The sequence below is a fragment of the Listeria monocytogenes genome, assembly GCF_041765605.1.
Classification (GTDB): Bacteria; Bacillota; Bacilli; order Lactobacillales; family Listeriaceae; genus Listeria; species Listeria monocytogenes_D.
On sequence record NZ_CP168900.1, the window covers coordinates 1,160,599 to 1,181,177 of the forward strand.

Here is a 20,579-nt window from a genome sequence, read left to right on the forward strand (position 1 = left end):
TTCATGCTACTTTATAATAGAACCGAGCACAAAGACGTGTGGAATTATAAATATAGCAGAGCAACGGGGCTCCCTCAAAAATATTGCACAATATTTTTAAGGGGCTCTTTCTATTTTCTTGGAGAATTTTTTCTCTAGCTCTTTTACTCTTTCGCTCAAGTAAATGCTTCTATAGAATGATTTTGTCCTTTATTGTGACGAATCAATCAATAGCAGAAGAAGAGGACGTGACAGGAATGAATGGAAGAATTGTAATAGCCGATGATGAACCTATTACAAGAATGGACATCCGAGACATCTTAGAAGAAGCGAACTACAATGTTGTAGGGGAAGCGACAGATGGTTTTGAAGCAATCGAACTTTGCAAAAGCCATCAGCCAGATCTTGTTATCATGGACATTCAAATGCCACTCTTAGACGGCTTAAAAGCAGGGAAACGAATTATTTCAGAAGGCCTTGCTGGGGGAATTATCTTACTTACCGCTTTTAGTGATCCGAAAAACACCGAGAAAGCTAAGGGGTTTGGAGCATTAGGTTATTTAGTAAAGCCACTTGATGAAAAAAGTTTGATTCCAACTGTTGAAATGAGTATTGCCAAAGGGCGAGAAACAAGAAAATTAGAGCAGCAATTAGAAAAGCTCACCAAAAAATTAGAAGAACGAAAAGTGATTGAAAAAGCAAAAGGTGTGCTTATGATTGAGAACAACATCACAGAAGAAGAAGCTTACAACATGATTCGTAACCTGAGCATGGACAAACGCTGTCCGATGATGGAAATCGCAGAAACGATTGTGATGAGCGATGACTAAAACGATTCGAGAAATGTGCTTACGCTACACCGATTTATCGGAGCACGATATTGACGAATTAATTCACACAGCCAAGTCGTTAAGTGTTTCAGCCATGTATCAAGATGTAGATGTATTCATTGATGTATACAACAAGCTAACTAGTGAAGCACTTGTTATTCATCATACACCACCAAAAACAACCAAATCACTTTACAAAAACAAAGTAGTCGGAGAAACAGCCCTAAGATCCAATGAGCCAGGTGTACTTAGAACATTGGAAACAGGTATGAACTCTAACGATCTACTTGCAAAAACACAAGAAAACGTATTAATTCGCCAAAAAGTTTATCCAATTCGTAATAAACAGCGAGTTATTGCCGTGCTAATTCTAGAAAATGATATTAGCGCCGAAATTAAAGCTCATTTTGAAATTGACAATGAAGAAACGGCTTATCGAGATGTTTCTACCACGCTGTCTGCCATGAGTAAACTAACGGATTCGATTACTGATCAACTAGATGATGCCATTTTGATTTTTGACCGAAACGGGATTTTGCAGCAAAAGAATTGCGCTGCGGATCAGTATTACGAAAGACTTGGTTATATGGAAGACATCCAAGGCATGCATTATGATAATTTATCCCTCGACCAGATGATGTTTGACGCAATCATGTATCAAATTGAAACTGGAAAACAACCGATTCAGTTAAAAAAAGAAGTGGTTATCGCCGGGAATTACTTTATCATGAAGCAGATTTTCGTAAAAGAAGAAGACGAGCAGGAATGCCGTTTTATTCTCATCTTGCATGACATCACGGATATTAAGGTGAAAGAAGCAGAAATTGTTTCTAAATCCGTTGCTATTCGTGAAATTCATCACCGTGTCAAAAACAATTTGCAATCGGTTGTTTCCTTATTGCGAATTCAAGGCAGACGTTCTACAAGTGTGGAGGCACAGAAGATTCTAAATGAAAGTGTCAGCCGAATCCTTGCCATTGCAGCGACACACGAGCTTTTATCGAAGCAAATGGAAGACGGCATTAACCTTTATATGGTCATCGAAACAGTCGCCTACAATATTGAAAGATGTTGTACGGATTGTCCCAAAGTAGCTGTAAGAATGGATATTGATAAACGCATTTATTTGGACAGTGACCGAACCGTGGCACTGGCACTTGTCATGAATGAGCTCTTACAAAACTCCTATGATCACGCATTCCATCCAAATGAATCAGGCGAAATTTTACTACAAATAAAAGAAGAAAAAAATATTATTCACGCAGAAGTAACGGACAACGGTCATGGGTTCAACGTTCGTAAAGTGTCCGAAAAAAGCCTAGGACTTTCCATTGTCAAAAGTTACATTAAAGATAAACTTCGAGGCAAAGTAACCATTGAATCGAATGAACATGGAACGAAAACAATGTTTGATTTTAAATACAATTCTATCCATGCTACAAAGAAGTAGCTATGAAAAAGCGATGAAGCTTAAAGCCAAGTAACGATACTGTTATTTGTCTTTAAGCTTTTTCTTTTTGCTAGAAAGGAGTGAGGGTTTTGACGGAAACAATTTTAAGTGTAGGGATTGACCTTGGTACGTCGACAACACAACTCATTTTATCCGAGTTAGAAATTCAAAATATGGCATCTAGTTTCACCGTGCCGCGTATTGTCATTTCAGATAAGCGGATTATTTTTAGAAGTGAGATTCTGTTCACACCGATTCTTGCTGATAATTTGATTGACGTGGAGGCGATTCGTGATTTTGTAACGAAAGAATATGCCAATGCAGGAATTAAAAAAGAAGAAATTGGCATGGGGGCAGTTATTATCACGGGTGAAACAGCTCGTAAAGATAACGCCAGCAATGTATTAGATGCAATGAGTGGTTTTGCTGGGGATTTCGTTGTAGCAACAGCAGGACCTGACTTAGAAAGCATCATTGCTGGAAAAGGAGCAGGTGCCCATACCTATGCCAAAGAGAATAATACATCTGTTGTGAATTTGGATATTGGCGGCGGAACCACGAATTTATCGCTGTTTGATCGCGGGGAACTCATTGATACTGCTTGCTTAGATATTGGTGGTCGGTTAATTAAAGTAGACCGTGAAACAAGAAAAATCACCTATATTGCTCCAAAAATTCAAGCTTTAATAGAAAAACGAGGTTATCCGGTTAAACTTGGTGAAACAACTTCACCAGAAAACTTGCAACCCGTTTTAGGTGAAATGGTTGAGCTGCTTAAGAATAGTGTTGGCCTTGGGGCGCCAAATGATTTTTATGAAACAATCATTACAAATAAAGGATTGAAATTCTTAACGGAGATTGAATGTATCTCTTTTTCCGGAGGCGTTGCAGACTGCATCTCAACGGGTGCGCTAAGTGATCCTTTTAGATATGGTGATATTGGGTTATTGCTAGGAAAAGCGATTGCAGAATCTAGTTTAATGACTGAAAAAAAGTATATCGAATCTGTCGAAACCATACGGGCAACAGTGGTCGGAGCCGGTTCACACACAGCTGAAATTAGCGGTAGTACGATTACTTACACCGAGAAAATTTTCCCAGTAAAAAACATTCCAATTTTGAAACTTGCCAAACAAGAAGAAGATGAAAATATGGCAGAAGTCATCAAGGAAAAACTTAGCTGGTTCAAAATAGAGAATGAAATGGAACATATTGCACTTGCAATTGAAGGCGAAAATAGCCCAAGTTTCCACCAAGTAACAGAATATGCGAAAGCCATTTGCGAAGGAATGAAAGAACCAATCGCACTTGGTCATCCCTTAATTATCATTACATGGCATGACATGGCAAAAGCCCTCGGACAAAGCATCTTCGGGCATTTACCAGCCGGGCATCCACTAATTTGCTTGGATAGTGTCAAAGTCGATAATGGTGATTATATTGATATAGGAAAACCAGTTGCTGACGGGAAAGTGCTACCAGTAGTAGTAAAAACCTTAGTCTTTAACTGATCCACATAAATAGCTTTAATTTTGAGAGGAGGATTTATCGAATGATTTTAAAAACGAATTTATTCGGCCATACATACCAGTTCAAATCCATCACTGATGTGTTGGCAAAAGCAAACGAAGAAAAATCAGGCGATCGCTTAGCCGGAGTTGCTGCTGAATCTGCAGAAGAACGTGTAGCTGCAAAAGTGGTGCTTTCTAAAATGACGCTTGGAGATTTACGTAATAATCCGGTTGTCCCATATGAAACAGATGAGGTAACGCGTATTATTCAAGACCAAGTAAATGACCGTATCCATGATTCCATCAAAAACTGGACAGTGGAAGAATTACGGGAATGGATTTTAGACCATAAAACAACAGATGCTGACATTAAACGTGTTGCACGCGGCCTAACATCAGAAATTATTGCTGCTGTTACAAAATTAATGTCTAATCTAGATTTAATTTATGGCGCGAAAAAAATCCGTGTAATCGCACATGCGAATACAACAATCGGTCTTCCTGGAACTTTCTCCGCTAGACTACAACCAAACCATCCAACTGATGATCCTGATGGTATCCTTGCTTCCTTAATGGAAGGATTAACTTACGGGATTGGGGATGCGGTAATCGGACTTAACCCAGTAGATGATTCTACTGATAGCGTTGTTCGTTTACTTAATAAATTTGAAGAATTCCGCAGCAAATGGGATGTGCCAACACAAACTTGTGTACTTGCGCACGTGAAGACTCAAATGGAAGCAATGCGTCGCGGCGCTCCAACTGGTCTTGTATTCCAATCTATCGCAGGTTCTGAAAAAGGTAATACAGCTTTCGGTTTTGACGGAGCAACTATTGAAGAAGCTAGACAATTAGCCCTTCAAAGTGGTGCTGCGACTGGACCAAACGTAATGTACTTTGAAACAGGACAAGGTTCTGAACTTTCTTCTGACGCTCATTTCGGCGTAGACCAAGTAACAATGGAAGCTCGTTGTTATGGATTCGCGAAGAAATTTGATCCATTCCTAGTAAATACAGTAGTTGGATTTATCGGACCTGAGTACTTATATGATTCCAAACAAGTAATTCGCGCTGGCCTTGAAGATCACTTCATGGGTAAATTAACTGGTATCTCTATGGGTTGTGACGTTTGTTACACCAACCATATGAAAGCCGACCAAAACGACGTAGAAAACTTGTCAGTACTTCTAACTGCAGCAGGATGTAACTTTATCATGGGTATTCCTCATGGTGATGACGTTATGCTTAACTACCAAACAACTGGTTACCACGAAACAGCCACTTTACGTGAATTATTTGGCCTAAAACCAATTAAAGAATTTGATCAGTGGATGGAAAAAATGGGATTCAGCGAAAATGGTAAATTAACTAGCCGTGCTGGAGATGCATCTATTTTCCTAAAATAAGGAAGGGAGGAACTAAGCGATGAACGAACAAGAATTAAAACAAATGATTGAAGGCATTTTAACAGAAATGTCCGGTGGTAAAACAACCGATACAGTAGCAGCAGCGCCAACTAAATCTGTAGTTGAAACAGTTGTAACAGAAGGTAGCATCCCGGATATTACTGAAGTAGATATCAAAAAACAATTACTAGTACCAGAACCAGCTGATCGTGAAGGTTATTTGAAAATGAAACAAATGACACCGGCTCGACTTGGTTTATGGCGTGCTGGTCCACGTTACAAAACAGAAACAATTCTTCGTTTCCGTGCGGACCATGCCGTAGCACAAGATTCCGTTTTCTCTTACGTTTCTGAGGATTTAGTAAAAGAAATGAACTTCATCCCAGTTAACACTAAATGTCAAGATAAAGATGAATACTTAACTCGCCCAGACTTAGGTCGTGAATTTGACAACGAAATGGTAGAAGTGATTCGTGCGAATACGACGAAAAACGCCAAACTACAAATCGTTGTTGGTGATGGACTTAGCTCAGCGGCAATTGAAGCTAACATCAAAGATATCTTGCCATCCATTAAACAAGGTTTGAAAATGTATAACTTAGATTTTGATAACATTATTTTCGTTAAACATTGTCGTGTACCTTCTATGGACCAAATCGGTGAAATCACTGGCGCTGACGTAGTTTGCTTACTTGTAGGTGAACGTCCAGGCCTAGTCACTGCTGAATCCATGAGTGCCTATATTGCTTACAAACCAACAATTGGTATGCCAGAAGCTCGTCGTACTGTTATTTCTAACATCCATAGCGGCGGAACTCCACCAGTTGAAGCAGGAGCATACATTGCTGAATTAATTCACAATATGCTTGAGAAAAAATGTTCTGGTATTGATTTAAAATAAGCTAGTTAGAGGAGGAAACTTCATGAAAAATGATAAATTACCTGCATCCGTTTTAAGTGTCAAAGTTGTATCTAACGTAGACAATGGTCTATTTAAACAACTAGACTTAAAACCGCATCAAAGAAGCCTTGGTATTATTACATCTGATTGTGATGATGTAACTTACACAGCGCTTGACGAAGCAACAAAAGCAGCAGAAGTAGATGTTGTTTATGCGAAAAGTATGTATGCTGGTGCTGGAAATGCATCCACAAAATTCGCTGGTGAAGTTATCGGTATTATCGCCGGACCAAGCCCTGCGGAAGTAAAAAGTGGTCTTTCTGTAGCAGTAGATTTCATCGAAAATGGCGCTAGCTTTGTTAGTGCAAATGAAGATGATAGTGTACCTTACTTCGCGCACTGTGTTTCAAGAACTGGTACATTCCTTTCAAAAGAAGCGAATGTTGCAGAAGGTGAAGCGATTGCTTACTTAATCGCCCCTCCACTTGAAGCTATGTACGCGTTAGATGCAGCACTAAAAGCAGCAGACGTAACAATCGGAGCTTTCTATGGCCCACCGTCCGAAACAAACTTCGGCGGAGCACTTTTGACTGGTAGCCAATCTGCATGTAAAGCAGCTTGTGACGCTTTCAAAATGGCAGTAGAAAATGTGGCTGAAAATCCACTTCAATATTAAGGTGGTGCTAAAAAATGCCAAATGAAGCGCTTGGTTTAATTGAAGTCACAGGTTTTCTTGGTGCTGTTGTTGCTGCCGATACTTGTTTAAAAGCAGCAAATGTCGAACTGATTCAATGTGAAGTCATTAGCGGCGGTTTAACTACGGTTGAATTAACTGGTGATGTAGGTGCAGTAAATGCAGCTATCGAAGCAGGGAAAGCTGCAACAGAAGACTTAGGTTGTTTAGTATCAAGCCATGTTATCGCAAGAATGAGCGAAGATACAAAAGCACTTTTTGTTCCTCAAGAAGAAGTTAAACCACAACCAAAAGAAGTCAAACAAGAAGAACCAAAAGAAGTTATGCAACAAGTCGTAGAAGTGAAAACAAACACGAAAAGTACAGAGAAAAAACTTCGCGCAATGAAAGTTATTGATCTAAGGAAACTTGCTTACACATTAGATAATGTGCCTATTCCAAAGAGCAAGATTAAATATGCGAACAAGGATAAACTTGTTCACGCACTAAAAGACATTTATGGAAGGAGTGAAAACTAGTGGCACTAGAAGATAAAGATTTACGCTCAATCCAAGAAGTTCGTAACCTCATTGACTCAGCTAACAAAGCACAAAAAGAACTTGCTGCAATGAGCCAACAACAAATTGATACAATTGTAAAAGCAATAGCTGATGCCGGTTATGATGCTCGCGAAAAACTCGCAAAAATGGCCCATGAAGAAACTGGTTTCGGAATTTGGCAAGACAAAGTAATCAAAAACGTCTTTGCGTCGAAACATGTTTACAATTACATCAAAGATATGAAAACCATTGGTATGTTAAAAGAAGATAACGAAAAGAAAGTAATGGAGGTTGCAGTTCCACTTGGCGTAGTAGCAGGTTTAATTCCTTCTACAAACCCTACATCCACTGTTATTTACAAAACACTTATTTCCATTAAAGCCGGAAATAGTATCGTATTTTCTCCACATCCAAACGCACTAAAAGCGATTCTTGAAACAGTAAGAATTATTAGTGAAGCAGCAGAAAAAGCTGGGTGTCCAAAAGGCGCTATCAGCTGTATGACTGTTCCAACAATCCAAGGAACAGATCAACTGATGAAACACAAAGATACAGCAGTTATCCTTGCAACAGGTGGTTCTGCAATGGTAAAAGCGGCTTATTCATCTGGTACTCCAGCAATTGGAGTTGGCCCAGGTAATGGCCCAGCATTTATCGAACGCAGTGCTAACATTCCTCGCGCAGTGAAACATATTCTTGATTCCAAAACATTCGATAACGGAACAATTTGCGCATCTGAGCAATCTGTCGTTGTTGAACGTGTGAATAAAGAAGCTGTCATTGCTGAATTTAGAAAACAAGGAGCACACTTCTTATCAGATGCAGAAGCTGTTCAACTTGGTAAATTCATCTTACGTCCAAATGGTTCGATGAATCCAGCAATCGTAGGTAAAAGCGTGCAACATATCGCTAACCTTGCTGGTCTAACTGTTCCAGCTGACGCAAGAGTACTTATCGCTGAAGAAACAAAAGTTGGCGCTAAAATCCCTTATTCAAGAGAAAAATTAGCTCCAATCTTGGCTTTCTATACAGCCGAAACTTGGCAAGAAGCTTGCGAACTTAGCATGGATATTCTTTATCATGAAGGAGCTGGACATACTTTAATCATCCACTCTGAAGATAAAGAAATCATCCGCGAATTCGCGCTGAAAAAACCAGTTTCCCGTCTCTTAGTTAATACACCAGGAGCACTTGGCGGAATTGGCGCAACAACAAATCTTGTACCTGCTTTAACACTTGGTTGTGGGGCAGTTGGAGGAAGTTCATCATCTGATAATATCGGACCTGAAAATCTTTTCAACATTCGTCGCATCGCTACTGGCGTTTTAGAGTTAGAAGATATTCGTAAAGAAGAAAACCAAGCAACATCTGAACTTCCGGTTGATGCAGACGCACTCATCCAAAGTTTAGTCGAAAAAGTTTTAGCAGAATTAAAATAAAAAATAAAACACTAATTGGAGGAATTTTAAAATGGCAAACGCAAACGCATTAGGTATGATCGAAACTAAAGGTTTAGTAGGAGCAGTAGAAGCAGCAGACGCAATGGTGAAAGCAGCTAACGTAACACTTATGGGTAAAGAACAAGTTGGTGGCGGTCTAGTAACAGTTATGGTTCGCGGCGATGTTGGCGCAGTTAAAGCAGCAACAGATGCAGGCGCAGCAGCAGCAGAACGCGTTGGTGAATTACTATCTGTACACGTAATCCCACGTCCACACAGCGAAGTAGACGCAATTCTACCAAAAAGCGCTGAATAAGAATAACTTTTAACATAAATCAGGAAAAAGCGTGAGCGTAAGGCAAAAGGGTTCCATCAGACTCGGAAATTGCCCGAAACTTTCGCTTTTTACCAGATTTAAGCAATACAAAGCTTCCCAACATTACTAACACCAATTGTAAATGGGACAAAAGGATGTGGTTCTTTGGCTATTTTGACAGAAGATGAGTTACGAAAAGCCTATTTACACACCGATTTAAAAACAACTAAAAAACTTGATATAAAAAAAGGCACAATTATCACACCTTCAGCGAAGAGTTTCTTGTCTGAAAAGAAAATTGACCTTCATTATATTGATGAAATTGCAGAAACAAAAGTAGTAGTGGAGCCAGTGAAAAAAGAAACTACTAGAGCAAAATTCCAAACGATTTATGGTGGAGCATTAGATGAGAAGCCTGAACATATGACGCATTTGCGTGGTAACCTGCTTGTGTTTAAAGACCATCCACAAATCGCTTTCCGCGGAAAATTAGATACACTGGAAGCTGAAATTCTGGAAACCCAATGTTCCGTTGCAGCTGAGTTTAAAGATCTTGCGGAAGATTTACAAGAAATCCTCACCTTTGTAAGAAATATTGTACGATCGGAAGTTTTAAACGAGCAAATCGAATCAGTTCATTTGCTTGGAATGGATGAAAAAGAACTGCGGGAACGTAGTCATAATCCGAAAAAATACTATCAAATGACACATTTTATGCCTGATTACACGATGGGGAATGCGGTCATTCGATTAAACAAAATAAGAACGATGGTCCGCGAAACGGAATTAGCTGCCTTTTTAGCATTTAAGGAAGCTGATTATTCCATTAAGCGACCAGACATCATTCAAGCGCTTAACCGATTGTCTAGTTTATTCTGGATACTAATGTTCCGCGTGAGAACAGGTGAATATAAAAAGTAAGGAGGCTTATTCATGAATAATGAGTTAATAACAAGCCTTATTGAAGAAGTCACTCGCCGCGCGTTACTTGAAACTGGCGTAGAAGTAGAAGCATCCGGCCGCCACGTTCATTTAGATCGTGAAACAGTCGATGCACTATTTGGACCTGGGTATGAACTTACTCATTTCCGTGACCTATCTCAACCAGGTCAATATGTTTGTAAAGAAAGAATTAGCATCGTTGGACCAAAAAGCGTTATTCATAACGTTGTAATTTTAGGCCCAATTCGTAAAAAAACACAAGTAGAAATAAGCTCCACAGATGGTACGGCGCTTGGAATTAAAGCACCGGTTCGTGAAAGTGGAGACATAGCAGGGACACCAGGAATTTTACTATTATCCGCAAAAAACAGTGTTCAATTATCAGAAGGACTTATTGTTGCAAAACGCCATATTCATATGACGCCTGCTGATGCAGAAAAACAACAAGTATCCCAAAGTGAAATTGTTCAAGTGAAAATTAACGGTGACAGACCACTAATTTTTGATGATGTTGTTGTTCGGATTAGCCCTGATTTTGCTACATATATGCACATTGATTATGACGAAGCCAACGCATGTGGTTTTAAAAAGGGAATTCGAGGTCAAATAATCAAGAAAACAAAGGCTAAATGAGTATGGAACTAGAAGCACTCATAAAAGCTGTCACCGAGGAAGTCATGAGACGATTACAACTTCCAGAGAAAAAAATGATTATCATGGGACAAGATTCAGAACACACTCTCAGACAGTGTTATCTAAAAGAATATCAAGTTTCGCTTTATGATCGTTCTGAACGCGAATGTGACATTTTACTACTGGAAGAATTGGATATCGCTGAATTAGCTCGAATAAGTTTGTTTGCACCGATGAATAAAAAAGAACAATTTATTACAGATCACCTTTTAGCAGGGCGGCCTACTTGGATAATGAAGAGTGGCATCAAAGCGCATGCTTACAAACGTTCCGCTAAATATGGTATCAGACAACTTTTTCAAGAATATGAGGAGAAACTGAGCCGATTTGGTGTCGAATTTATCGAAAGTCCGGTAAAAGAGACCAAAGAAAGTAAAGTCATCACCGAACAGGATGTTGAAAAACTTACTAAGAACAAAAGCGAATTCATTTTGCCTAAAGGAAGTTTCTTAACACCACTTGCAAAAGATTACTTACAGGAAAAACGAATTAGCATTAAAGAAAGTTAGGAAGGAAGAGCGGCATGCAAATTGGAAAAGTTACCGGGAGTTTATGGGCAACAAGAAAAGACGAAAAACTGAATGGTTTAAAACTACTACTAGTAGAGATTTGTACCGATGAAACGGAAGATGTAAGACATTCCATAGTGGCAGCTGATAATGCCGGAGCAGGAAACGGCGACCTTGTGCTTGTTACAACTGGTAGCGCAGCACGAGCATCCACTGGGGACAACACGATCCCAGTGGACGCATGTATCGTCGGCATTATCGACTCGGTAGAACGTTATGGCTGAACAGTCCTTAGGTATTCTTGAACTCAGGAGTATAAGTAAAGGGTACGAAATGGCCGATGTTTTCTTGAAAGCAGGCAATGTAACTTTATTTACTTTTCGTCCGACATGTCCTGGTAAATTTTTGATTATTTTGCAAGGCGCTTCCGGTGAACTTACTAGTGCGATGCAAGATGCAAAAGAAGAAGCTGGCAAATTTCATGTTTCTTCTTATATTTTGCATATGGCGCACGAAGAAATACTTGCTTTTCTAAACAATAAACACCCTAAAGTCGAAGTGGACGCAGTAGGAATTATCGAAATCAGTCAGTTAGGTGCTGGGTTAAATGCAGTGAATGAAGCGCTGAAAAAATCAGCTATACATTTGAAACGGATGACGCTCGGTGCTTCGATTGGTGGAAAATTTGTGGCTGTTTTTACAGGGGAAGTTAGTGCTATTCAAGAAGGGATGCGGATTCTAATCGAAACCGCCGAACCAAAAAAGGTGATACATCATACGGTCATTCCTTCTCCTGATGAACTTTTAAAACGCTATCTATAGAATGGAGGAACACTTTTGAGCATTAATGAAATTATTATTTATTTAATGGTAATCTTTATGATTCTAGGAGCCATTGACAAAATTATCGGCAACAAATTTGGCTTAGGTGCACAATTTGAAGAAGGTATTATGGCAATGGGATCGCTAACTCTAGCAATGGTCGGTATCATTACATTAGCGCCAGTTTTAGCGAAAATTTTAAGCCCGATTGTTGTACCAATTTATACGGCGCTTGGGGCTGACCCGGCAATGTTTGCAACAACATTACTTGCGAATGATATGGGTGGTTTCGCACTAGCTCAAGAACTAGCGCTAACACCTGATGCTGGTCTATTTGCGGGAGCTATTCTAGGGTCCATGATGGGACCTACTATTGTTTTCACGATTCCAGTAGCACTAGGAATTATTAAAAAAGAAGATCATAAATATTTAGCAACTGGGGTATTATCTGGGATTATCACGATTCCAATCGGTTGTTTAATCGGTGGTCTGATTGCTGGTTTCTCTCCAATCATGATTTTCAAAAACTTAGTACCAATTATTCTTGTAGCTGCACTTATTATGTTAGGTCTTTGGTTCAAACCAGAAGGCATGATTAAAGGCTTCACGATTTTTGGAAAAGGGGTAGTAATCGTTGCTACTATCGGTCTTGTAGCAGGAGCTATTCAACAACTTACTGGTTTAACTATTATTCCAGGAATTGCACCAATTGGTGAAGGTATTGAAATCGTAGGTGGAATTGCACTAGTACTTGCTGGAGCATTCTGTTTAGTATTCGTTATTACGAAAGTTTTCAACAAGCCACTGATGAAAATGGGTAAATTACTTGGTATGAATGAAGTTGCGGCAGCTGGCATGGTTGCTACACTTGCAAATAGTATCCCAATGTTCCAAATGCTGAAAGATATGGATGAGCGCGGTAAAATTATTAACGTTGCTTTTGCAGTATCTGCGGCCTTTGTTTTAGGTGATCATCTAGGCTTTACGGCTGGTGTTGCTAAAGATATGATCTTCCCAATGATTGTTGGGAAATTAGTCGGAGGGGTAACTGCTGTTGGTGTTGGTATCTACATGGCTAACCGAATGATGAAAAAAAATAAAACAAAAGAACAAACGGCGGTGAAAGATAATGGCTGATATTAGTAAAGAATTAATCGAACAATTGGTCAAACAAGTTGTTTTAGAAAAAATGGGCCAAAGTTCCAAACACGTTGATCCAAGTGGTATTCTATCGATTAAACTTCCTGTAGTGAAAGTTTCAGAAGAAGATCGATTAGATACAGGAAAGCCAGGCGATGTTGTTTATACAAAAGACTTAGTAACGCTAGAAGAAAGTCAACGTCTAGGTTTTGGTCTAATGGAAATGAAAGATACAACATTCGATTGGTTCTTGGATTATGATGAAGTAGATTACGTTATCGAAGGCAGACTAGATGTTGTTATTGATGGCAGAACTGTTTCCGCAGGTCCAGGAGAAATTATTTTCATTCCTAAAGGTAGCCAAATCAAGTTCTCCGTAACTGGTGAAGCAAGATTTATTTATGTTACTTATCCGGCTGATTGGCAGTCACAATAATAATAAAAAAACGATTTCGGCTTAGGCTGAAATCGTTTTTTATTTTAAGGAGTCGCGATATTCTTTTGGTGTCATATCGAATTCTTTTTTAAAGACTTTGCAAAAGTAACTCGCTCTTGAAAAACCCAAGTTCTTCGCAATCGTATGAACTGCCCAATCGCTTTTTTCTAGTTGTTCTTTCGCATAGAGCATTTTTTGTTCATTGACGTAATTGATAAAATTGATGTTTAATTCGTTTTTAAATAATTTACTTAAATAAAAGGGGCTTAGATAGACGTAATTAGCAACTTCTTCTAATGTGATGGAGCGATGAATATTTTTTTTAATGTAACGAATCGCTTGTTTGATTTCTTTATGCTCTCCACCAGTTTTGTTGGCACTCGTAGTTTCTTTTTTAGGTTGTTTTTGTTTTTCATGTGCAGAGTAATAATCGCTTAGAACATCTAGCACTTCAACTGTTTCAAGAGAATGAAGTAGGGCGGAGTGATCTGGATTTTTTTTATGAAAGTCTTCCTGAATTTGTTGTGTAAATTGATTTTCAACTTGATTCGTCATAAGTGGTTGAATATTGATTACTTTTTCTTTTTCCAAATGCAATTCCTCCTCCTTTTCTACTTGCACTAATTATACCATAAAATCGCTTTAAATAACGTTTAATCCTGCATTTTAAATAGAACAATAAATTCTTTTTTATAACAAAATATTGTCATTTTTTAAATCTCAAAAATAGAAATTGAGAAAAAGTTCACACTGGTGGCTATTTTTGCCATATAAAACAGAAAAAAAGGGATTTTAAAAGCTTGCACTATTTTGTTTTCAGTGCTCTAAGTGACCTTGTACCAGTGGTTTAACAGGGATATAATGAAATGGAAATAACGCTTTCATGAGAGGGTGATCTTTTCAATTGAAAATTCAAAAATTAGTCTTATGTGCGATGTTGATTGCGATGTGTGTAATTGGCGCGAACATAAAATTAATGGGTTCTGTTGCATTTGACGCAGCTCCAGCTTTTATTGGAACATTGCTGCTTGGTCCGATGTACGGCGCAGTGCTTGGGATTTTCGGTCATTTAACATCAGCATTACTGGCGGGTTTTCCGCTCACACTACCAATTCATTTGATTGTTGCTGGAATGATGGGCGTAACGATGATAGCTTACGGGTTTACGCGCCAAAAACTAGCTGAAAAAAATCAACTACTTGCAATTAGTGTATCTAGTGTAGTTGCTTTTGTTTTTAATTGTCCATTATCATTACTTGCACTTTATCCATTAATGCATCAAGCGGTGTTTGTTTTATTCCCAGTGCTCGCAATTGGTTCGGTTTGCAACATTTTTGTCGCAGAAGTCGTTTACCAAGTATTGCCAGAACGCTGGAAAAGACGAATTGCCGGGTACTAAACAACTAAATAGGTGAATATATTAATCCGGGAAAGAGGTGAAAATCCTCTACAGGCCCTAGCTACTGTAATACGGACGAAAACCAAACATATGTCACTGGAAGCAATTCCGGGAAGACTGGTGAGTAGGATGATGTTAAGTCAGGAGACCGCTTTTATATTCGATATCCAAAAACAACTTCTAAGGGAGCGAGTTGTCTTGATTAAGTAGATTTTCACGATGGGAAAGTTTCTTTGTGCTACAAGGAAATAGCTTATTTGCGTAAATCTCAAAAAGACGCCAAAGTTCTGTTTGGCGTCTTTTTTTATGGCTAAAATGAAAGGTGAAAAAAGATGAACAAAATCTTAATTGCGGCTGCATCAAGTGGGACTGGTAAAACGACTGTCACGCTTGGCATTATGCATGCACTTAAAAAAAGAGGCTTGCGTGTTCAACCATTTAAAGTAGGTCCTGATTATATTGATACAAATTATCATCAAGCGATAACAGGCGTTGCATCCATTAATTTAGACAGCTTTCTGATTGATGATGATGCTATGCTCGCTGCTCTTTTTGAAAAACACGGGCAATCAGCTGATATTTCGGTGATTGAAGGTGTAATGGGGCTGTTTGATGGGCTTGGTATTGATCGTGATAATTCGAGTACATCTTTTATTGCTAAATGCACGAAAACGCCTGTAATTTTAGTCGTGGATGGTAAAGCGATATCCACTTCTGCGGCGGCAATTGTGGATGGATTTAATCGTTTTGATCCGGAATTAACCATTGCTGGGGTGATTATTAATCGCGTTGCTTCAGAAAACCATTTTTCATTGATAAAAGGGGCGATTGAACGTTATACGGATGTACCTGTTTTAGGGTATTTGCCGAAAAATGCGGCGGTGGCACTTCCAGAACGTCATCTCGGATTAGTCCCAAAAGAGGAAATGACGGAATTAGAAACGAAATGGGAGTTACTTGGTGATTTGATTGCGGAACATGTTGATTTAGATAGGTTGTTGGCGATTAGTAAGACTGGTGCGAATTTGACCGTACACCCACCAGAAATACAAGTACCGGACTTTTCGGGAATGCGCGTTGCTTATGCTCTCGACGCCGCATTTCATTTTTACTATCAAGATAACTTGGATTTTATTCGTTCAACTGGAGCCACACTGATTCCGTTTAGCCCGCTAGAAGAAAGGGAAGTCCCGGACGCTGATTTTATTTATATCGGTGGTGGATTTCCGGAGGTTTTTGCGGAACAGCTAGCGAAGAACAAGTCAATGCGCGAATCGATTTTGGCGGCGCATGAACAAGGCAAGCCAATATATGCCGAGTGTGGCGGATTGATGTATCTTGGTTCGAGTTTAGAAATGGAAGCTGAATCCTATGAAATGGTAGGGGTTTTTGATGGGGTTAGTAAGATGACAACGCGGCTTCGGAAGTTTGGCTACTGTATCGCGGAACCTTTAGAAGACACACTACTTGGTAAAAAAGGGACAGCTATTCGCGGTCATGAATTTCATCATTCTGTTTTTGAAACGAACGAACCAACACGTATGAAATTAACGAAAAAGCGGGATGGCGAAATTGTCAAAGAATGGCACGGCGGTTATCAAAAAGGTAATACGTTCGCTAGTTACCTGCATATCCATTTCTATCAAAATCTATCGATAATAACGCATATGTTTGGAGCGATAGAGCGATGATATTGTTATTTTATACGTCATCATTCATTTTAGATTGCTTATTAGGTGATCCATATAGCTGGCCGCATCCTATTAAAGCGATCGGCAACTTGATTAAGTGGTTGACTATTATTTTACGAAAAATCTTTCATGGTAAATCACTGTATTTTGCCGGGGGATTGCTATTTGTTCTCACGGTTGGTATGACCGGAGTTGTATCCTGGTTCATTCTATTTCTTAGTGCCAAAATTGCTTACTGGCTTTACGTAGCTGTTTTTGTTTACTTAGGCTATACGACGCTTGCGATGACTTGCCTTGCGAAAGAGGCTCGGAAAATACAGCGGACCTTGGCGGACGGGGATTTGGCTGCTGCAAGAGTGCAAGTGGGGATGATTGTTGGTCGGGATACAGATAAGTTAACCGCAGAAGAAATTAGTAAAGCAACGATAGAGACAGTGGCGGAAAATACAGCGGATGGCGTTATCGCACCACTTTTTTACTTATTCATTGGTGGGCCGGTGCTTGCTTTGATGTATAAAGCAGTTAATACACTGGATTCGATGGTCGGTTATAAAAACGAAAAATACCGCGCAATTGGTTTTGTTTCCGCGAAAATGGATGACATTGCCAATTTTATCCCAGCAAGATTAGCTTGGTTTTTCCTTGTCATTGCAAGTTTTATTTTAAGGTATGACGGACGTGCTTCTTGGCAAATCGGGCTTCGAGATCGGAAAAATCATACGAGTCCTAATTGCGCTTATCCTGAAGGTGCAGTAGCAGGTGCGCTTCAGATCACGCTTGGTGGAACGCATGAGTACTTCGGTGAAACAGTTGTTAAACCAACCATTGGAAGTGGAACTAAACCCGTTTCAGAAAAAGAAATTAGCCAAACGATTCATTTGCTATACATGGCTTCAACAATCGCTTTTATCATGTTTGCAAGTATTTACCTACTATTATTTTAAAGGAGTGGCAAGATGAACTATATTAAGAATCCAGCTAAAATTGAAGAGAAAAGCTTTGAAATCATTCAACAAATTATTGATGATATTCGTCCAGATTACACATTTCAAAACAAGTTAGAGGAAGCGATTATCAAGCGTGCAATACATACGACAGCAGATTTTGATTACTTAGACAGCCTCGTTTTTCAACAAGATGCCATCGCGAAAATCATTCATGTTCTTCAAAATAAAGGAACTATTTTCACGGATACGAATATGGCACTTAGTGGAATTAATAAACGACTTTTAGATGAACTTGGGTGTAAATATCATTGTTATGTGAGTGACCCAGAGACGATGGAGATTGCCAAACAGCATGGGATTACACGCTCTATGGCTGGAATTAAACTCGCTTCTTTAAAAGATGGACCGAAACTATTTGTCCTCGGAAATGCGCCAACTGCGGTGTATAAAATTATCGAGATGACAGAAAGTGGGCAATTGCAAGCAGATGCAGTAGTGGCAGTACCGGTTGGTTTTGTCGGAGCGGCTGAATGTAAAGAGGAGATTTTAGAAACAGATATCCCAGCCATTGTCGCACGCGGTAGAAAAGGCGGTAGTAATCTTGCTGCAGCGATCATTAATGCAATCTTGATTACGATGTAAAGAAGGCGACGAGTAATGGAAGATTTTATTTATTATAATGGCAAAAAATACCGTAAAGGCTATACGACTGGTACATGTGCGGCTGCGGCTGCTAAAGCTTGTGTGGAAATGATTCTAACGCAAGAAGAAGTGAGTGCAGTACAAGTCACAACTACTGGCGGAACGATTCTGGAAATCCCCGTGGCGTACCAAAAGTTTTCGAAAGACAAAGCCACAGCAGCGGTTCAAAAAGATGGTGGCGATGATATTGATGCGACACACGGAATGTGGATTTTTGTAGATGTTGATTTAACCGATAACGCGGAAGTCGTATTAGATGGTGGTGTTGGTATCGGTCGCGCTACGCAAAAAGGAATTTCTGTGGCAGTAGGAGAAGCGGCGATTAATCCGGCACCGCGGAAAAATATTTTAGCAACCGTGCGCGAATCACTTGGCGAAAATCGTGGTGCAAAGATATTAGTCTACGCACCAGAAGGAGAAGAGCGCGCGAAACGAACCATGAATAGCAATTTAGGAATTATCGGTGGAATTTCTATTTTAGGAACGACGGGCATTGTTACGCCGATGTCGGATGAAGGCTGGAAAAAATCATTATCAATGGAACTTGAAATGAAACGTAATCAAGGTCTCGACCAAATTATTCTTGTTCCCGGTAATTACGGGGATGATTTTGTTCAAAATACGCTTGGTTTTTCAAGCGGAAATATTGTTTCCATGAGTAATTTCGTTGGTTATATGTTAAAAGAAACACAGCGTCTAGCTTTCAAAAAAGTGCTAATGGTTGGTCATTTTGGCAAATTGGTGAAGGTTTCAGCAGGGATTTTTACGACGTACAGTAAAGATGCAGATGCGCGGGCGGAAATTTTAGTCGCTAATTTAGCTTTGCTCGGTGCGCCGCTATCGCTTTTACAAGCAGTAGAGAAGTGCAATACGACAGAGGCAGCAGGCGAATTCATTGAAGAAGCTGGCTTTACCCAAGTATATGACGTCATTGTGCAAAAAATCAAAGCAAGATCAGAACGATTTTTGAAATTCACGAAACCGAGTGTAGAAGTCGATGTAGTTACTTTTTCGACCGAACGTGGGTTGCTTGCTGCAACGAAAGATATCGATGTACTCCGGGAGGAATGGCGATGATTACAGTAGTTGGAATTGGACCAGGAGATACAAATTTGCTAATAAACGAAGCAAAACAAGCGTTAAATACCGCCGAAATAGTGTATGGGTCAACAAGACAATTACAAGAAATCGCAGAACTAACGACAGCAACGCCAATGCTTTTGCCAAAAAAACTAGCAGATTTGAAAAACATCCCGCATCAAAACAAAAACGTGGTTATTCTAGCTTCCGGAGATCCACTATTATATGGGATTGGCAACTGGGCGCTGGCAAATTTTTCAGAAGATATCCGGATTGTTCCGGGAATTAGTGCGATTCAAATGATGTTTCATCGAATTCAATTACCGATGAATAACTGTTTTATTACGAGTAGCCACGGTAAAAAGCCAAACTTCGACTTCTTGTTACAACACGAAAAAGTCGCGATGGTAACAGATACAATCATTGGTCCGTATGAAATCGCTGCTGAAATTTTACAACGTGGCTTAAAAAAAATCCTATTTATTGGAGAAAATTTGAGTTCAAAAGAGGAACGAATTCATAAGTTGAAACCAGAACAAGTAGCAAAAAAATACGATATGAATGTAGTGGTGATTGTAGATGAAGGATGAGGTTTTTATTCGTGGAAAAGTACCGATGACAAAAGCAGAAGTACGAGCAGCAAGCATTGATTTACTTAACTTAAATGAGACATCAAAGAAATTACTAGATGTTGGTGCGGGAACTGGGAGCGTTGGTCTTCAAGTTGCTTGTAATTTCCCGAAAATCCAAGTTACTGCGATTGAACGAAAACCAGATGCAGTGGATTTAATTAAACAAAATCAAGCGAAATTTGGATTAGAAAATGTAACAGTTATCGAAGCATACGCGCCAATTGAATTGCCTGAAAAGGAAACCTTTGATGCTATTTTTATTGGTGGAAGTGGTGGCAATTTAACCGATATTATCGACTGGTCGTTGGCACATTTGAACCCGAGAGGCAGTTTGGTACTTAATTTTATTTTGCTTGAAAATGCGTTAACTGCAATGAACCATTTGGAAAAATTAACAGTGAACGAATTAACGATGAAACAAATCCAAGTTTCGAGTTGGCATAAACTTGGAGCAGGTCATTATTTTGAACCACAAAATCCAACCGTCATTATCGGCTGTAAAAAACTAGAGGAGTGAAGAA

At 39.4% G+C, this 20,579-nt stretch carries 24 protein-coding genes and 1 riboswitch; of the genes, 23 read left to right on the top strand and 1 reads right to left on the bottom strand.

Going from position 1 to position 20,579, the window contains the following annotated elements:
• The first annotated feature begins 227 nt into the window (after positions 1-227).
• The 16 genes from AB2Q86_RS05925 (at position 228) to AB2Q86_RS06000 (ending at position 13,607) form a co-directional block, all read left to right on the top strand.
• Positions 228-809 carry an ANTAR domain-containing response regulator gene (locus AB2Q86_RS05925; protein WP_003724712.1) on the top strand — a complete coding sequence of 194 codons (582 nt, stop codon included), beginning with the start codon at positions 228-230 and terminating at the stop codon, positions 807-809.
• The gene (locus AB2Q86_RS05930) at positions 802-2,259 is read left to right on the top strand and encodes a sensor histidine kinase (RefSeq protein WP_012581528.1); all 1,458 of its coding nucleotides are present in this window, start codon (positions 802-804) and stop codon (positions 2,257-2,259) included. Before AB2Q86_RS05925 ends, AB2Q86_RS05930 begins: the two co-directional genes overlap by 8 nt.
• Before the next feature lie 89 nt (positions 2,260-2,348).
• A complete protein-coding gene (gene eutA / locus AB2Q86_RS05935; protein WP_012581527.1) occupies positions 2,349-3,770 on the top strand; it encodes an ethanolamine ammonia-lyase reactivating factor EutA in 1,422 nt (473 codons plus the stop codon).
• A 41-nt stretch (positions 3,771-3,811) separates the two neighbouring features.
• On the top strand, positions 3,812-5,176 hold the full coding sequence (locus tag AB2Q86_RS05940) for an ethanolamine ammonia-lyase subunit EutB (protein WP_003721574.1): 1,365 nt from the start codon (positions 3,812-3,814) through the stop codon (positions 5,174-5,176).
• Between the two features lie 19 nt (positions 5,177-5,195).
• Complete coding sequence (eutC, locus tag AB2Q86_RS05945; RefSeq protein ID WP_012581526.1) at positions 5,196-6,077, top strand: ethanolamine ammonia-lyase subunit EutC; 882 nt, start codon at positions 5,196-5,198, stop codon at positions 6,075-6,077.
• Positions 6,078-6,099: 22 nt separating this feature from the next.
• The gene (eutL, locus tag AB2Q86_RS05950; RefSeq protein WP_003724716.1) at positions 6,100-6,753 is read left to right on the top strand and encodes an ethanolamine utilization microcompartment protein EutL; all 654 of its coding nucleotides are present in this window, start codon (positions 6,100-6,102) and stop codon (positions 6,751-6,753) included.
• A gap of 14 nt (positions 6,754-6,767) precedes the next feature.
• Positions 6,768-7,289 (top strand): BMC domain-containing protein, encoded by a 522-nt coding sequence (locus tag AB2Q86_RS05955; RefSeq protein ID WP_012581525.1) that lies wholly within the window; start codon positions 6,768-6,770, stop codon positions 7,287-7,289.
• Complete coding sequence (locus AB2Q86_RS05960; protein ID WP_012581524.1) at positions 7,289-8,749, top strand: acetaldehyde dehydrogenase (acetylating); 1,461 nt, start codon at positions 7,289-7,291, stop codon at positions 8,747-8,749. Before AB2Q86_RS05955 ends, AB2Q86_RS05960 begins: the two co-directional genes overlap by 1 nt.
• 31 nt (positions 8,750-8,780) lie before the next feature.
• Complete coding sequence (locus AB2Q86_RS05965) at positions 8,781-9,065, top strand: BMC domain-containing protein (protein ID WP_003719393.1); 285 nt, start codon at positions 8,781-8,783, stop codon at positions 9,063-9,065.
• Positions 9,066-9,230: 165 nt separating this feature from the next.
• A complete protein-coding gene (locus tag AB2Q86_RS05970) occupies positions 9,231-9,986 on the top strand; it encodes a hypothetical protein (RefSeq protein WP_003724718.1) in 756 nt (251 codons plus the stop codon).
• 12 nt (positions 9,987-9,998) lie between these two features.
• Complete coding sequence (eutD, locus tag AB2Q86_RS05975; protein WP_003721580.1) at positions 9,999-10,640, top strand: ethanolamine utilization phosphate acetyltransferase EutD; 642 nt, start codon at positions 9,999-10,001, stop codon at positions 10,638-10,640.
• Positions 10,637-11,209, top strand: coding sequence for a TIGR02536 family ethanolamine utilization protein (locus tag AB2Q86_RS05980; RefSeq protein WP_014589044.1), 573 nt, complete (start codon positions 10,637-10,639; stop codon positions 11,207-11,209). The genes eutD and AB2Q86_RS05980 overlap by 4 nt, the downstream gene beginning before the upstream one ends.
• Before the next feature lie 14 nt (positions 11,210-11,223).
• The gene (locus tag AB2Q86_RS05985; RefSeq protein WP_003721582.1) at positions 11,224-11,493 is read left to right on the top strand and encodes a EutN/CcmL family microcompartment protein; all 270 of its coding nucleotides are present in this window, start codon (positions 11,224-11,226) and stop codon (positions 11,491-11,493) included.
• Positions 11,486-12,031 (top strand): ethanolamine utilization microcompartment shell protein, encoded by a 546-nt coding sequence (locus AB2Q86_RS05990; RefSeq protein WP_014589045.1) that lies wholly within the window; start codon positions 11,486-11,488, stop codon positions 12,029-12,031. The genes AB2Q86_RS05985 and AB2Q86_RS05990 overlap by 8 nt, the downstream gene beginning before the upstream one ends.
• Before the next feature lie 15 nt (positions 12,032-12,046).
• A complete protein-coding gene (gene eutH / locus AB2Q86_RS05995; protein ID WP_012581521.1) occupies positions 12,047-13,168 on the top strand; it encodes an ethanolamine utilization protein EutH in 1,122 nt (373 codons plus the stop codon).
• On the top strand, positions 13,161-13,607 hold the full coding sequence (locus AB2Q86_RS06000) for a cupin domain-containing protein (RefSeq protein WP_003736359.1): 447 nt from the start codon (positions 13,161-13,163) through the stop codon (positions 13,605-13,607). The genes eutH and AB2Q86_RS06000 overlap by 8 nt, the downstream gene beginning before the upstream one ends.
• A 39-nt stretch (positions 13,608-13,646) precedes the next feature.
• Here AB2Q86_RS06000 and AB2Q86_RS06005 read toward each other — a convergent pair whose 3' ends face one another.
• Entirely contained in the window at positions 13,647-14,198 is a 552-nt protein-coding gene (locus tag AB2Q86_RS06005) for a helix-turn-helix transcriptional regulator (protein WP_012581520.1), read from the bottom strand.
• Positions 14,199-14,511: 313 nt separating this feature from the next.
• Here AB2Q86_RS06005 and AB2Q86_RS06010 point away from each other — a divergent pair, with 313 nt between their 5' ends.
• From AB2Q86_RS06010 to AB2Q86_RS06040, 7 genes are all read left to right on the top strand, one after another.
• Positions 14,512-15,006, top strand: coding sequence for an ECF transporter S component (locus AB2Q86_RS06010; RefSeq protein ID WP_003721588.1), 495 nt, complete (start codon positions 14,512-14,514; stop codon positions 15,004-15,006).
• A riboswitch (cobalamin riboswitch) is annotated at positions 15,000-15,177 on the top strand. It overlaps the preceding gene by 7 nt.
• 161 nt (positions 15,178-15,338) lie before the next feature.
• Positions 15,339-16,697 carry a cobyrinate a,c-diamide synthase gene (locus AB2Q86_RS06015; RefSeq protein ID WP_012581519.1) on the top strand — a complete coding sequence of 453 codons (1,359 nt, stop codon included), beginning with the start codon at positions 15,339-15,341 and terminating at the stop codon, positions 16,695-16,697.
• A complete protein-coding gene (gene cbiB, locus AB2Q86_RS06020) occupies positions 16,694-17,641 on the top strand; it encodes an adenosylcobinamide-phosphate synthase CbiB (protein ID WP_012581518.1) in 948 nt (315 codons plus the stop codon). Before AB2Q86_RS06015 ends, cbiB begins: the two co-directional genes overlap by 4 nt.
• Positions 17,642-17,653: 12 nt before the next feature.
• Positions 17,654-18,286 (top strand): cobalt-precorrin-8 methylmutase, encoded by a 633-nt coding sequence (locus AB2Q86_RS06025; RefSeq protein WP_012581517.1) that lies wholly within the window; start codon positions 17,654-17,656, stop codon positions 18,284-18,286.
• 15 nt (positions 18,287-18,301) lie between these two features.
• Positions 18,302-19,423: a cobalt-precorrin-5B (C(1))-methyltransferase CbiD gene (gene cbiD, locus AB2Q86_RS06030; RefSeq protein WP_012581516.1), complete on the top strand. Its 1,122-nt coding sequence runs from the start codon at positions 18,302-18,304 to the stop codon at positions 19,421-19,423.
• Positions 19,420-20,016, top strand: coding sequence for a cobalt-precorrin-7 (C(5))-methyltransferase (locus AB2Q86_RS06035; RefSeq protein WP_012581515.1), 597 nt, complete (start codon positions 19,420-19,422; stop codon positions 20,014-20,016). Before cbiD ends, AB2Q86_RS06035 begins: the two co-directional genes overlap by 4 nt.
• Positions 20,006-20,575, top strand: a complete 570-nt coding sequence (locus AB2Q86_RS06040; protein WP_012581514.1) for a decarboxylating cobalt-precorrin-6B (C(15))-methyltransferase — start codon at positions 20,006-20,008, stop codon at positions 20,573-20,575. The genes AB2Q86_RS06035 and AB2Q86_RS06040 overlap by 11 nt, the downstream gene beginning before the upstream one ends.
• Positions 20,576-20,579: the final 4 nt, after the last annotated feature.